This is a genomic window from Streptomyces sp. CNH189, assembly GCF_000527195.1.
In genome coordinates, this window is the sequence record NZ_AZUS01000025.1 from 55355 (window position 1) to 68796 (window position 13442).

At 64.6% G+C, this 13442-nt stretch carries 11 protein-coding genes and 4 pseudogenes; 6 read left to right on the forward strand and 9 right to left on the reverse strand.

The features are described from left to right. The first annotated feature begins 29 nt into the window (after positions 1–29). Positions 30–917: an NAD(P)-dependent oxidoreductase gene (locus B100_RS0128730; protein WP_051490087.1), complete on the forward strand. Its 888-nt coding sequence runs from the start codon at positions 30–32 to the stop codon at positions 915–917. Positions 918–1016: 99 nt separating this feature from the next. On the opposite strand, the pseudogene B100_RS37335 reads toward B100_RS0128730, so the two are convergent. Then, positions 1017–1187 (reverse strand): annotated as a pseudogene (locus tag B100_RS37335) (IS5/IS1182 family transposase); the annotation flags it as partial. 103 nt (positions 1188–1290) lie between these two features. Here B100_RS37335 and B100_RS37340 point away from each other — a divergent pair. Beyond that, a pseudogene (locus B100_RS37340) lies at positions 1291–1390 on the forward strand (IS5/IS1182 family transposase); the annotation flags it as partial. On the opposite strand, the gene B100_RS0128740 reads toward B100_RS37340, so the two are convergent. From B100_RS0128740 to B100_RS0128770, 8 genes and pseudogenes are all read right to left on the reverse strand, one after another. Then, positions 1389–1757, reverse strand: coding sequence for a DUF1622 domain-containing protein (locus B100_RS0128740; RefSeq protein WP_486585722.1), 369 nt, complete (start codon positions 1755–1757; stop codon positions 1389–1391). The pseudogene B100_RS37340 and the gene B100_RS0128740 sit on opposite strands and share 2 nt — an antisense overlap. Positions 1758–1902: 145 nt before the next feature. Continuing rightward, complete coding sequence (locus B100_RS0128745) at positions 1903–2550, reverse strand: cysteine hydrolase family protein (RefSeq protein WP_024887856.1); 648 nt, start codon at positions 2548–2550, stop codon at positions 1903–1905. A 506-nt stretch (positions 2551–3056) separates the two neighbouring features. Beyond that, positions 3057–3887 (reverse strand): alpha/beta fold hydrolase, encoded by an 831-nt coding sequence (locus B100_RS0128750; protein WP_024887857.1) that lies wholly within the window; start codon positions 3885–3887, stop codon positions 3057–3059. 297 nt (positions 3888–4184) lie between these two features. Next, positions 4185–4625 carry a nuclear transport factor 2 family protein gene (locus B100_RS35080; RefSeq protein WP_024887858.1) on the reverse strand — a complete coding sequence of 147 codons (441 nt, stop codon included), beginning with the start codon at positions 4623–4625 and terminating at the stop codon, positions 4185–4187. 137 nt (positions 4626–4762) lie between these two features. Further along, on the reverse strand, positions 4763–5302 hold the full coding sequence (locus B100_RS35955; protein WP_486585723.1) for a DoxX family membrane protein: 540 nt from the start codon (positions 5300–5302) through the stop codon (positions 4763–4765). A gap of 452 nt (positions 5303–5754) precedes the next feature. Further along, positions 5755–5876, reverse strand: a pseudogene (locus B100_RS37790) (IS982 family transposase); the annotation flags it as partial. A 129-nt stretch (positions 5877–6005) separates the two neighbouring features. Then, positions 6006–6995 (reverse strand): NADP-dependent oxidoreductase, encoded by a 990-nt coding sequence (locus B100_RS35960; RefSeq protein WP_486585724.1) that lies wholly within the window; start codon positions 6993–6995, stop codon positions 6006–6008. 594 nt (positions 6996–7589) lie between these two features. After that, entirely contained in the window at positions 7590–8108 is a 519-nt protein-coding gene (locus B100_RS0128770; RefSeq protein WP_024887861.1) for a cupin domain-containing protein, read from the reverse strand. 1730 nt (positions 8109–9838) lie between these two features. Here B100_RS0128770 and B100_RS0128785 point away from each other — a divergent pair. The 4 genes and pseudogenes from B100_RS0128785 (at position 9839) to B100_RS36690 (ending at position 13283) form a co-directional block, all read left to right on the forward strand. Further along, positions 9839–10276, forward strand: coding sequence for a DsrE family protein (locus B100_RS0128785; RefSeq protein ID WP_024887862.1), 438 nt, complete (start codon positions 9839–9841; stop codon positions 10274–10276). A gap of 542 nt (positions 10277–10818) precedes the next feature. Next, positions 10819–11391, forward strand: a complete 573-nt coding sequence (locus B100_RS0128790; RefSeq protein ID WP_024887863.1) for a TetR/AcrR family transcriptional regulator — start codon at positions 10819–10821, stop codon at positions 11389–11391. A 107-nt stretch (positions 11392–11498) separates the two neighbouring features. Continuing rightward, on the forward strand, positions 11499–12482 hold the full coding sequence (locus B100_RS0128795) for a zinc-dependent alcohol dehydrogenase family protein (protein ID WP_024887864.1): 984 nt from the start codon (positions 11499–11501) through the stop codon (positions 12480–12482). A 198-nt stretch (positions 12483–12680) separates the two neighbouring features. Further along, positions 12681–13283 (forward strand): annotated as a pseudogene (locus B100_RS36690) (transposase). Positions 13284–13442: the final 159 nt, after the last annotated feature.

The window sequence follows — 13442 nt, forward strand, 5'->3', positions numbered from 1 at the left end:
AAGTGCGGGGACCTGAAGAAGGCAAACACATGAGGAAGATCAGCAAAGTCGGTTTCATCGGGCTCGGCGACCAGGGCGGGCCCATGGCCGAAGCGATAGGCGAACAGGGTTTCGACCTACATGTCTGGGCGCGGCGGCCAGCCTCACTCACCGCCGTGGCAGCAGTGCCCCACTTCGTACACGACACAGTGGCCGACCTGACGGCCTCCGTGGAGCTAATCGCGCTGTGCCTGCGCGACGACGCGGACATCTGGAATCTGCTCGACGACCAGGGCCTCTTGGCGAACACCGCCCCAGGCACGATCATTGTCAACCACGGCACAGGCGACCCTACCGAGGCCGAGCGGATCGGCGCCCACGTCGCCGACGTAGGCGCGGTGTTTCTGGACGCACCGGTCAGCGGCGGCGGTCCAGGTGCCCGCGCCCGCGCCCTCACCACATTCGTCGGCGGCCCGGCGCAGACCTTCAGCGCTGCACGTCCCGTGTTCGAAACCTTCAGCGACACGGTGCGGCTCATGGGACCGGTCGGAGAGGGACAGCTCACCAAACTGTTCAACAACGCACTGACCATTACCAATATGAAGAACGCCGAGGACGTCCTCGCTCTGGCGGCCCACGTCGGTCTCGACCTGCCCGCACTGATCGAGGCCATCAGTGCCAGCAGCGGCGGCAGTGCGGCCCTGCACGCTCTGGGCACCGTCATCACCCCGGACCTCGCTGAACACCTCCACCCGTTGATGCGCAAGGACATGCAGCATTTCGCGCACGCCGTACGCGAGCGTGGCGCACGTCCTGACGCAGTCCTGGAACGTGGTGAGGCCGGAGCGTCCGGACTGGTCGAAGCCGCCCGTCTGCTCGCCAATGCAGGCCGGAACGTGGCCCCTCAGCAGGAACCGCACTCGACGCCCCACACATGACAGCGCCGCCTGGACGCGTGCGAGGGCCGACCGCTACGCCGACTGATGCCGGCACATCACGCCGCCATGCTCGCCCTCACCACCCAGGAGCATGTCCGCCGGTCGCCGTCGCCTGCCGGCGACCGGCGGACCCTTGTCCAGCAGCGGGATCAGCTGGGTGACGTCGTTGCGGTTTCCGCCGGTCAGCGACACGGCGGGCGGGATGCCCTGCCCGTCGGTGAGGACGTGGTGCTTGCTGTCCGGTCATGCACGGTCGACCGGGCTGGGACCGCAGCCAGCGGTGTCCGAACCGACCAGGCGTTGTTGATCAGGTAACCATCGGCTCGTCTGCTCGTTGGTCGGGGCGTGGGGGAAGCGTCAGTCGGGGCCATGGATCGTGTTCGGACGAACTGTGGTCGCTCGTCGAGCCGTTGCTGCCCGAGCCGGGGCCGGGCAGGCCGCGGGTGCCGGACCGGCAGGCGTTGTGCGGGCTCAGTCGTCTGTCTCGGCGACTGGCTTCTGCCACGGCCACCGCCCGGTGATCTCGAGCTCGAGAGAAATGCTGAGGAAGGTGCGGATGGCTACGATCACGGCCAGCACTCCGACACTCGTGAATGTCGGTGAGACAGCCACCGTACGAATGATGTCGCCGGCCACGAGGAACTCCAGCCCCAGCAGGATCGACCGCCCGACGCGACGGCGATAGCCACGGTACACACCTGCCTGCCGACGCCTGAGCCGGACAGCCGCGAGAACGGTCGCCCACAGCGTCCCCACGACTATGATGACCACGCCCGCAGCGTCAACGGCTCGACTGACCAGCTCCACGGTGTGTTGGAACTCCACAGCGTCCCCTCTCACGCCTTGCCATCGTCCCGAGCGCCGGCTACAGCGGACTAGGCGCGTCTCCGTCCACTGCGTCCCCGCTCAGTGAACCAACCGTCGAATGACCCTGGCGAAGCAGGAATGCGGAGGGCCGCGAGGACCACTTCCGGCTGAGAGTCCCTCAGTTCATTCGATCGAGCACTTCGTCGGTCGACAGCAACTCGTGCGCGAAGAAGCGGTAGTTGATAATCGCGGCCTCATATCCGTCACCCCACACCGGATGCCGGGGTCCCGCAGTGGCATCCCTCACCACGGCGACCTCAAACCCCTCTTCGATGAGGTGCCGCATGTGGGACTCGACGCACATGTTCGCGAGCATCCCGCCGAGAATGATCCTCTGTATCCCCCGCTTGCGCAATTGCAGCACCAGATCGTTGGTTTCGGGTCCGAATACCTTGTGCGGGCTAGCAACCACTGTTTTGCCGTCTTCAATGTAGGGCTTGAAGCGGTCCACCCAGTCTGCCCCGGAGCCTTGAAACCCGGTCAGATCGAGTTGCCCCGTGCGTGCGAACGTGTGCGTCTCGAGCTCGCTCATCTCGAGCGGCCCGTTCATTCGCCATCCGTTGTCGGTCGGGTAGAAGTAGTGAGGCGAAATGAACACCTCGTAATCACCCGCCTTCGCCGCCTCGAATATCCTTTCCATATTCTCGACGGTTCCATTCTCCGTGACGCTCGCTCCCACGGCGTCCCAGTTCACCCCACTCTCGCTCAGGACGTCGTTCTGTGGGTCAATGAACACGACTGCCGTATTGGTCCTGTCGATTTCCACCTGGACTCCTCACACGATAGCGAACGCTGTAGGCTACCTATTCGGCACGGCGGTAGCCTCCCCTGTGCATTCCGGCCGGGTGACTCAAGGCCGTTTCCTGGGTGGCGATTACCAGACGCCTAGCAACATCATTCAAGGCCGTGCTCGAGTTCGGGCTCCTGGTCCTTGAGGGGGCGCTGATCCGGCCATTCGGTCCCGCGTTCCATTGTGACCCATCACGGGGGATCGCGCATCGGCGAATTGCCACACCTCGGGTGCTGTCTACCGGCCATCGGGGCACGGCAACCTACGTGAGCCGTGGCCCTCGTGGACAACCCTGACGTGCGTACTCCAAGGGAAGGGCCGGCCGCGCGCCAGCGACTGACCTCGAGACGGTCAGTCGCTGGCGGATGCCTGACGCCCCTTGCTCAAGGGAGCATCCGCCCATGTCGCAATTGCGCCCGGGAAGCCCCTCACCGGACGTCACGTCGCGTTTGTCTGAGACCTCGCCCGGCGGCCGCCGTGTGCTAGGAGTTCAAAAACTCAAGGATGTCGGGGTTAAGTACGTCAGGATGGCTCGACAGCATCCCGTGGGGCAGTCCCTCATAGGTCTTGAGGGTTCCGTTTTTGAGGAGTTTGACCGAGAGAACCGCGGAGTCATCGTAGGGGACGACCTGATCGTCGGTGCCGTGCGCGACGAGTACGGGAATGTCGATCTGCTTGAGGTCCTCGGTGAAGTCGGTCTCAGAGAACACCTTGATGCACTCGTAGTGCGCCAGGGCGCTTCCCATCATGCCCTGTCGCCACCAATCGTCGATCAGCCCCTGCGAGACGGTCGCCCCAGGCCGGTTGAAGCCATAGAACGGGCCCGAGGGGACATCAATGTAGAACTGAGAGCGATTGGCGGCGAGAGCGGACCGCAGTTCGTCGAACGCCTCGACCGGCGTACCTCCAGGGTTGGAATCCGACTTCACCATGACGGGTGGGATCGCGCTGACCAACACTGCCTTCGCCACACGGCCGGCCTTGGCGCGGGCGACGTAGCGTGTGACCTCGCCTCCACCTGTCGAATGCCCAACATGGTAGGCACCCTGGAGGTCGAGTTCGTCGGTGAGAGCTGCGACGTCGGAGGCGTAGGTATCCATGTCGTTGCCAGTTGCGGTCTGGCTGGAACGGCCGTGGCCTCGGCGATCATGCGCGATGACTCGAAAACCATGCTCCAGGAAGAAGAGCATCTGGTTGTCCCAGTCGTCGGCGCTCAGCGGCCAACCGTGATGGAAGACGATCGGCTGGCCGTCGCGGGGACCCCAGTCTTTGTAGAAGATGACTGTGCCGTCGTTGGTGGTGACTGTGCCCATTGCTGTGCCCGTTCTTCCGTGAGGCTGCCCGGTCTCGCACTCAATGTGCAGCGGAATGTGCAGCGGATCGCGGCGACCGGGCCCGTCGCTGCCCTTGACCTCTTGGGTCGTTGGCGCGATGCATGTCTCGCAAGCGTACGCCCACATGAGCTAACTCACACTTCGGCTGCTATGTCTCACACAAGCACAGTTCCTGACCCCCATTCGGGCACCCGCCACATGCCCATGCCAAGATGATTCGGCAGGTTTGGGCTTCACCTGAGCGCATCATGGCAGCAACTCCGTTGCGGCAACCGGTCAAGCGTCGGGGAAACCGCCCGGAAGGGAATCGAGGCGCAGACGCGTCAAGGTCAGACGACTTATCAACCAGTGGCCGCCTTCCCTGCGGTACTCCTCGTGGTAGTGCCCCCAGCCGTGAATCCCCTTCAGTGGTTGGTCACCTTCCGCGGGAAAGGAGACGATATCTTCCATCCCCCAAATCGCGGTCGCCTCGGTGGCGCCCCTGACTTCGATCTCCGGCATGCTCACGCTGTGCACGCTCGTCGAATCTCCCAACCATCTTCGAGCGAGGGAGATAAACTCTTCGACCGACTGACTGTTTCCCGCTATGGCGAAACGGCAGTCATCGGTGAACAGTTTCCGAAGCTGAGCCCATTCTCGCGTGTCCACAAAGCGACAGTAGCGGGCCTTTGTCTTTTTTATTTCCTCGACGTCTGCCAGAGTTTGCAGATCCCACATGCGTTTCTCCGCAACTTGGGGAAACCAGCACTGTCGTCGACACTCGACCTGCCGCAGCCCCGTTTCGCAACACGGAAGCAACCGTCTCCCATTCCGCCAGAACACTGGGTGATGATCAGCCGCCCTGCGTTTGGCGTCTACTCGTCGCCTCCGTCCTGGCTGCGGACCCTCCTATTGCGGGCTCCGACGACCAGAGTAGTGATTGCCGCCGTGACACCCATCGAGAGCGGCACCATCCAGTGTCGGTTGAGCGCATGACCCAGCAGATGGTCGAGTGAGAACAGGCCTGGACCCGCGATCGCTAGGCCAGTGGCCGTCAAGCCAAGCGAAACCGCATACTCATATCCACCTTCCTGCGCAAAAAAGCCGTTCGGTGCATGCACGGCCGCGGCGCCCGTCATCGCACCTGCCGCCGCGGCGCCGGCCGCCGGTGTCGCCAGGCCCAGCGCCAGCAGGGCACCGCCACCCAATTCCGTGAGTCCTGCGGCCGCCGCTGACCGTTTTCCGGGGACATAGCCCACCGCTTCCATGGCAACGCCCGTTTGCTCAAGGCCGCCACTACCTCCGAACCAGCCGAACAACTTCTGTGCCCCATGCGCAGCGAGCACGCCGCCCGCTCCTAGGCGGAGGAGCAGTAGCCCCAGGTCAGGTCGGCCCAGACAGGCGTTACAGGACACAGCAACCTCCCAGGGCAGTCAAGGGCTGGGAATCCGGTTTGTACTTACTATTCCACCTGTTGGCCCAATACGCCTTCCCAGCGTGTACCGGGGCATACGCGAGCGGCTCCTACCTCCAGCATCCCGTGCCGACGCCTGTGCAGGAGGACGATGCCGAGCGAGCAGCCGGCAGGACGCGGACGCGGTCAACGCGCGCACCGCATGGGTCGGGGTGCGCTGGGCTCATGGGTTGACTGGAGGTCAGTATGCGGGCGCGATGATCGACCGCCCGTCGTTATGGCGTGGTGGTTCGCCGAGGCCATGAGCAGGACGGGCGGATGACCGTCGACCGTCGGTGGCTGTGGGACGAGACTCCCTGGCCCGAGCAGGTGTCGTCGGAGTTCCTGGTCTCTCGGAGGAGGTCCTCTGACTCGGAGGGAGCCTGCTTGGGCGGTCACTGCCAGATGCTGTCGGTGGTCAAGCGCTATCAGCGAGCGGGTGACGGTTCGCCGATCTGGTTGTTGTGCCAGGTCCCGGCAGTCATCGCCAGGGCCCGCTGAGCCACCAGGATCGCGACGCCTTCGAAGGGCCGCCCGCAGGTCAGACAGGTCAGACAGGTCAGACAGGCCTCGCCGAAGCAACTAACGCCCAGCTCGGTGAGCTCCTGCTCGAACACCTTCCGCCCGTCCAGCTTCGGGTTCACCAGCGTCCACCGATCCGCTGGTCAGAACTCGAGAATCAGGCGCCCGCGCACCCCCCCAGCTTCGAGGAGACGGTGGGCATGCGCCGCCTCCTCAGGCGGGAAACGACCCGCGACCCTCATGGTCAGCTTTCCCTCACCAGCGAGCTGACGGAGAAGGTCGAGCTTGTCAGGACGGCCGTCGTAGTCGTGGACGAACGTTGCGAAAAGCTGCACACCATGCCTCTCGGCTGCCTTCTCGAACGCTCGCTGCCCAGACACACCACGTACGGAGGCGAGCCGGCCACCCTTGCGGATCGCGCCTAGCAAGGGAGTTCCGATGACCGCTGCGTCCACTGCGGCATCAACGCCGTCGGGGGCGTGAGCGCGAAACTGCTCCGCCACAGCAGAGCCGCGGGGAACGACTTCGTCCGCGCCCAGCGCGGCAACCAACTCTGCATCTGCCGACGACGCATCGGCCAGTACGCGGTGTCCAGCTACCTTGGCTAGTTGCACCGCAAACCCTCCCACCGCTCCGGCGGCACCCGTCACCGCGAGAGTGCTGCCCGTCGCCAAGTCCAATTGATCAAGGGCTCGCAGGGCAGTCAGTCCATTGAGCGGGAGCGTGGCCGCCTCGGCGTCATCGGCTCCTGCCGGCGCTGGTACGACCCAAGAGGCAGGAAGGACGACCTGTTCAACGTATCCGCCGCCGTTGCGCAATGTCGGATTCACCATGGCTATCACTCGATCGCCGACGGAGAGGCCGACATCAGAGCCGACCCCAACCTCGTCGATCGTGCCGGCCACGTCAAGCCCAGGAATGATGGGCTCTGAACCTTGGAACCGCAAGGGTGAGGCGCCACTTCTGATCACGGTGTCCGCCGGATTGACGGCCGCCGCTCCGACGCGGATTCGGACCTCACCGGGGCCCGCGTGGGGTGTATCCCGATCAACGACCTGGAGCACCTCCGGGCCACCGAAGCTGAAAAGGCCTACTGCTTTCATGGCGGATCCAAGGAAGACGTGGAGTGGCATGGCATGGGGTTCTCATTCGATGCTCTCAGTGCTTGCGGCACTCCGCCGACTGAAGCGCAGCGACGGCATCTACGGACCCCGGCCACGTCCCCCATGCGGTGGGGTATGGAGGCGCACCGGGGTCGGCTTCGGGGCGCTCGGGCCACCGACTGTCTGGGCGTGCCGGCCGCCTCCCGGGCGTGCCGCCGCCTCCCATCGTTGAGGATGGCTGCAGGAGGGCTGGATGGTCACGCTGGGGACAGGAACGACCGCTCAGACAGAGCACTGCCTGGGGGCCTTTCAATGGGACGAGTGCCGCACTTTCTCGCCCGCCAGGTCAGGAGCAGCTGCTGTGGCGCTGGTCCGATTCAGAATCGTGCATCCCTGACCGGTCCTGATGGGTGCGGCCTGTGCCCACTCCGCACGGCGCCATCCCGTCAGCCTGCCGCACACCAACAGGGCCGGGGTCCCTCGAGTCGATGGTGCGCAGCGTCGACCACCTCGGTTTGGCCGGTCACATCGAAGCCCACGTCAGCGTCGGCGAGCTCGTCCGACTCCCCCGCCGACGCGACGAACGCCCCCCTAGGCATGGAGATCGTGGCCCTCGGTCTCGGGTTATGCCTCGGGGAGGATGGACACGTTCTCCGCGAGCAAGCCGTCGACCAGGGCCGCGTACCTCTCAGGCCCCCAGAGTGGTGACGTCTCTCCTTGAACAGGCGCATCACCGTGCGTGATGAAGAAGCCCTCGTGCCCGCCCGGGGTGTACATGAAAAGGAACGTCGCTTCCTTGTCCCCCACATTCTTGAATCTATGGCGCGTGTTTCGCGGTACGAAGACGAAGTCTCCGCTGTTCACCGTGAACACGCGCTCGCCGAGGAGGAATTCAAGCGTGCCATCCAGGACGTAGAACGCCTCATCCTCATTACCGTGTGCGTGCGCCACCGGTCCGCCGCCCGGCGGAACGACGGCTTTGGCGAACCCCAGGGAACCGTTGGTGTCATCGGCGGTGACCATGATCGTATAGGTGTCGCCGGCGAGCCAGCGAGAAGTTCCTTCGCCTCGACGGACATGGATGCCGTCCTCACGTGTCCAACGAGGGTCGTTCTTGTCGGGTACAGGAAATGGGAAGCTCATGTGTTCTCCTGGGTTCATACAGGCACGTTGCTGCGGGGCTGGTGGTGCGCTGTGACTGCGTTCGGCGCACGCCGTCGCCGACACTGCCCGGATCACCGCAGTGCCGGAAAGAGCTGCCGGAGTCGTCTACTGACGCAACTGAAGGCCCCTCAGACGCTGAGTGCGACCCCTCCCGCGACACTGAAGGTCCAGGCGGAAAGCAGGAGGTGACGCACGCACAGTGAAGCAACACTCGGGCCTGCAGCCCAAGGCAGCAGTGAGTGGCTTACTAAGAGTTAGTTCCGAGCCTACGAGTGCTGCCCCGGCTCGTGGATAGCGGCGCTGCCGTGGTTGTCCGCCCGAACTGGCGCCCCCATTCGTCACCGAGGTCAGGGACGCGAGGGTGGAACCGTAATGTCAGTCCGTCCGGGCACAGGTAGGTGGTCTCGAGGTCCCTGAGTCGCAGCGCCTCAGGGGCCCGGCACCGGGCATCCGAGCACAGTGGCGGGTCCAAGCGCCAGTGGCTGACAGCCGAGTCGGCGGGCCGGTACACACCGCTCGCCCACACACACAACGGCGACTTCCCAAGCAGTCCGCCTCAGTCGCCTGCCACCGTCATGCCCGCCAGGCGGCACTGCGGACAAACGACCCCTCCCAGCACACCACACCCTCCAGGGGGCCACACAGGGGCGACAGGCAGAACGTTCAGTCAAGATCGAGCAAAGATGAAAGCAGGAGGAGTACCCGCCTCCGGCGGGCCACCCATGCTGAAGCATCGGCCCTGCCCATGAACGGCCTGCCCTCCCGATAGGCCCCGGACCTGCCGGCCCTGCCCGCCGGGCGCACAATCGCGGTCACCGGTGGCGCGGGAGTGGTCGGCGGCTACGTGATCCAGATGGCGAAGGCCGCCGACGGACTCACAGTGGTCTCGGATACGTCGCCACAGGACGAGGACCTCGTACGCTCCTTCGGGGCCGACATCGTGGTCTAGGCTCCGAGCCAGATTTCGATGTGGTGAGCGGGGAGTGGTCCGCGTTTCATTGTCGGGACCGTGCAGTGCTCTCCCTTGCAGCGCAGGGGTCCTGGTTCCGCACTGTTCCATGCTCCGCGGATGATGTTGATGGCCTCGTCCAGTCCATCGACGGCTTGACCGGGCGTCAAGCGCATGCTCCCCATGCCGTGCACGGCCTCAGGGAAGGCGTCGGCATCGAGCCCGAGTTCTAATCGGCCACGGTCAATTCGAATCGGCCACGAGAAAGGAGACCGAAGCTTGCCGTCGCTCGGGCAAGCATCGCCGGTGGCCGCGGCTCAGCCAGCGCTAGCACCCGTGCTGGAGCATGTGCCGTAGGAGTGATGAACGTACCCAGCAGGAGGTCGTGGCCGTAGTCGGGCATGGTTGCATCTCCGGGCACACGGCATCAGCGACTCGTCAATCCGGCCTGTGACCATTGTGGCGACGTACCCTTGGAGCCGCACATTCCTCGCCAACTGGGAGGCCGACCTGGACGAAGCGGCGACGCGCCTCGCATTCCCCCCAGGAACGAGCTGTTCGAAGACACACCTGAGCGTTGTCCGTCCGCAATCGATACGCCACACTCCGCTCTGCTCATCTGGTGAGCCCGTCACGCCAGCCCTTCAGTGCTGGACGCAACTCCCCTGGCGCCTGACCGCTGATGCGAGCAGGCGGGATTTGTTGTCTCATTATGAGAACGGACAGTGATTCCACCGTTGTCACCCCAGGAGGGAAGAAAATGAGCGAGACGGAGAACGAGCTACACATCGACATTCCAGTCGAGCTGACAAACGTGAAGATGGTCTTCAGCATCCCATCGCTGGCCTTCGAAGGGGATCTACCGGCTTCCATTTTCCATATGCGCCTCATCACGGACGACGTCACGGAATGGAATGCCGAGTCCGAAATCATCGCCATCTTCCACACCAACGCCGGCCATGTAGTACTGAATGACGCCGCATATAATGTTGAGCGAAAGATCACCGAGGGAAATCCTTACAGGCAGATGATTGCCGACCTCGTCCAGCGTGGCGTGAAAGTTGAGCTGTGCGGGGCGACCGCGAAGGCGCACGGATGGGGAAATAGTCAACTGCTTCCCGGGGTCGCAGTGAACAGAAACGCCATGGCGAGGACCGTACAGCTTGTGCAGGAAGGGTTTGTGAAAAGCACGGAGTAAGCTGCCACCTGACCACGCCCCGGTTTCATCACCGTGTTCCCGATCCGCGACTCTTCCCAACCCGGAAAAGCCTCAGGCGGAACCCGGCCCAGGCTGCGCCCTTGTAGCCGCGCGGGTGACCACCTCGGCGGTCCGGGCAAGCAGTGATGGTGCAGGCAGGCACATCTTTGCCGTCCCTGCCCCGCGGCGGACACCGGCCGTAAAGCGTGCCTGCTCCACCTTTCTCCCGCTCTCCACCACCGCCGAGCAGTCTTCCCAGCTACCGGTTGCCCGCCAAGGCGCCTCCAGGCCAACGTGCGGCGACAGCGCGGGAGCGCCGGCGACGCTTTGCGGGTCCAGTGCCCTCCGAACCGGGACGGCAGCACTCACCGGATCAGGCTTGGACCGTGCCCCATGCCCTATGCCATGTCTGCCGGAGCAGGGCGACGTGCGTTCCATCTGATGACATCAGCAGTTCGGGACGCGACAGGGTGTGCAGCCGCCACGTGCCGCCTTGGATTCCTTAATCAAACGTACTAGTCTGTTTGATTAGGAGGTGAGGGATGGCTACGCAGGTCAGGAAGACGAAGTCGAGGGAGAGGATTCTCGCTGCGGCGGCCGAGTTGTTCTACGCCCACGGGCTGCGCGGCGTTGGCATCGATCAGGTCCTGGAGGTGTCAGGTGTTGCGAAGTCGACCCTGTATGTCCACTTTCACACCAAAGAGGAGCTGATCGCGGCGTATCTACGTAAGACAGACGACTCATGGATGGCGCAGCTGCAGGAAGCTGCCGCCCGCGCAGGCGACGGCCCTCAAGATCATCTTGTCGGGCTGTTCGATGCTCTGACGGACGCCTTCGACCGCCACGGATTCTTTGGCTGTCCGTTCGTGAGCGCAGCGATCGAGACGGACCTCGACTCGGAAGCCCGCGCCATCACTCTGCAGCACACCCAACGACGTCAGGCGTGGCTGACCGAGTTGAGCGAGCAGGCAGGTGCTGACAATCCGGCTGCCCTCGCCCGGCACATAGGGCTCCTCATCGACGGTGCTCTGACCTCTGGTCGCCTACTGCAGGACAAGGCCGTCGTGGACGAGGCGAAGTCCGCAGCACGGCGCTTGATCGCCGACCACGCCTGACCAACCCATGCGAGCAGCCCCACCGATGCAGGCTGCTCGGCCCGACGCAGGCAGCGGTCCCGCTGTCGCCATCCCTCTCAACATCCGATACACAGGAAGGCACGCTCATGCGCGCGATGATCCTTGAAGAGTTCGACACGCCCTTGGTCCTTCGGGAGATCGAAAAGCCCGCTCCAGGACCGGGCCAGGTACTGGTCAGAATCGTATCCAGTGGCGTCAACCCGCTGGATGCCAAGATCCGGGCCGGCAAGGCGCCCCACGCGAAGCGCACGCCTCCAGCCGTTCTGGGGCTGGACATGGCAGGCGTGGTCGAGGAGGTCGGCATCGGTGTCGACGACTTCACCCCCGGCGACGAGGTCTTCGGCATGACCGGAGGCGTCGGAGATGTGCAGGGTTCGCTCGCCGAGTACGCGGCGGTGGACGCCCGTCTCATTGCACGCAAGCCTGCCTCCCTCACCCTGCGTGAGGCCGCAGTTCTGCCTTTGGTCTTCATCACGTCGTGGGAGGGACTGGTGGACCGGGCTCACGTTCACGCGGGACAGAAGGTCCTCATTCACGGCGGAGCCGGCGGTATCGGTCATGTGGCCGTGCAGATCGCCCGATCCCGCGGTGCTGAAGTCTTCGCCACAGCATCCTCCTCGCGGCTGGAGGTCGTCGAGCGGTTGGGAGCCACTCCCATCGACTACACGACCACTCCTGTGGAGGATTACATGGCCAAGTACACCGGTGGAGAGGGATTCGACGTCATCTTCGACACCGTCGGTGGGGCCGTCCTCGACAACTCCTTCAAGGCTGCCCGCACCTACACTGGCCATGTAGTCAGCGCTCTGGGCTGGGGAACCCACGCTCTCGCACCCCTCTCCTTCCGCGGGGCGACCTACTCCGGCATCTTCACCCTGCTGCCGCTGCTCACCGGGCGCGGGCGGGAACGGCACGGAGAAATCATGCGTGAGGCTGCTGCCCTCGCCGACGCGGGGGCGCTCAAGCCGATGCTCGACCCCAGGACTTTCACCCTCACCGACATCGCCGCAGCCCACGAGGCCGTTGAAAGCGGCGCCGCACAGGGCAAAATCGTGGTCGACGTCGACTGACCGCCGACTGAGCCTGCCCGTACGGCGGTGCACCCAGAGTTGGGCGGTTACCAGCTTCATGCCTGCATAGGCGAACGGCCACCGGCTGATCTCCGAAGTACGGCGTTGCTTCTCATGGTGTGATCGCTCGTTGAGTCGCGAGTGACGGATCTGGTGGAGCGGTTGGTACGGGACGAGTTGTGGGTGCTCTTCCACCGGATGGTCCCGCCGACGGAGGTCATGTGTCCGTAGGACGGCGGCGGTGGCTGCGAACACCTGGCAGCGATCATCTTCGTGCCCCCTCGGGCTGCACCTGGCGGCAGCTGCCTCCAGGGCTCGGACCTGCTTGGTCCACGGGCTACCGGGGATTCGGCCAGTGGAGCCGGGAGCGGACGTGGGTCCGACCGCACCGGTGATGCTCGACGAACTCGGCGAGCTGCACCGGACGCAGCGCGCGATCCACTGATTCTGGTGTGGACCAGCACCGGGCCCGGCGGCTGGTCCGAACCCGACCGACCGCGGCGAGCCTGTACCGACTACCCAACTCATCACTGACCGAGACGGCGTGCCGCTGTCGCTGGGCATCTCTGGCGCCGACATGCGCGACAGCCTCCGCCTGGCCCCCACTCGTCCGCGGGAACCCGCCCATCCGCTCATGGCGCGGCCCACGGCGCGCAGACGGCCCAGCAAGCTGCGCGGTGACGTGAAGCGGACCGTGTCCTGGCTGTCCGGCACTGCCGCTACGAGCGCAAGCGGGAACATTCTCTCGTCTTCACAGCCATCGCCGTGACCCTCATTTGCCACCGCAGACTGACCAGGTGAATGGTGTTATACGACAGCCGCTGGGACCACGACCGGTCCAACAGGTCAGCGAATAGTGCTGTCGGCCATCTCAGGTGGCCGACGCCCTGAAACCCATGACAAGGCCTGTTGAGGCAGACCCCGTCGGCTGCCCTGCTTCAGTGTGAACAGCTCGCACAG

Excerpts from the sequence above, each read along its gene's own strand:
- B100_RS0128770 (WP_024887861.1), bottom strand. The coding sequence starts at position 8,108 with ATGAGCTTCCCATTTCCTGTACCCGACAAGAACGACCCTCGTTGGACA.
- B100_RS35960 (WP_486585724.1), bottom strand. The coding sequence starts at position 6,995 with ATGCCACTCCACGTCTTCCTTGGATCCGCCATGAAAGCAGTAGGCCTT.
- B100_RS0128730 (WP_051490087.1), top strand. The coding sequence starts at position 30 with ATGAGGAAGATCAGCAAAGTCGGTTTCATCGGGCTCGGCGACCAGGGC.
- B100_RS0128750 (WP_024887857.1), bottom strand. The coding sequence starts at position 3,887 with ATGGGCACAGTCACCACCAACGACGGCACAGTCATCTTCTACAAAGAC.
- B100_RS0128785 (WP_024887862.1), top strand. The coding sequence starts at position 9,839 with ATGAGCGAGACGGAGAACGAGCTACACATCGACATTCCAGTCGAGCTG.
- B100_RS0128790 (WP_024887863.1), top strand. The coding sequence starts at position 10,819 with ATGGCTACGCAGGTCAGGAAGACGAAGTCGAGGGAGAGGATTCTCGCT.
- B100_RS0128795 (WP_024887864.1), top strand. The coding sequence starts at position 11,499 with ATGCGCGCGATGATCCTTGAAGAGTTCGACACGCCCTTGGTCCTTCGG.
- B100_RS35080 (WP_024887858.1), bottom strand. The coding sequence starts at position 4,625 with ATGTGGGATCTGCAAACTCTGGCAGACGTCGAGGAAATAAAAAAGACA.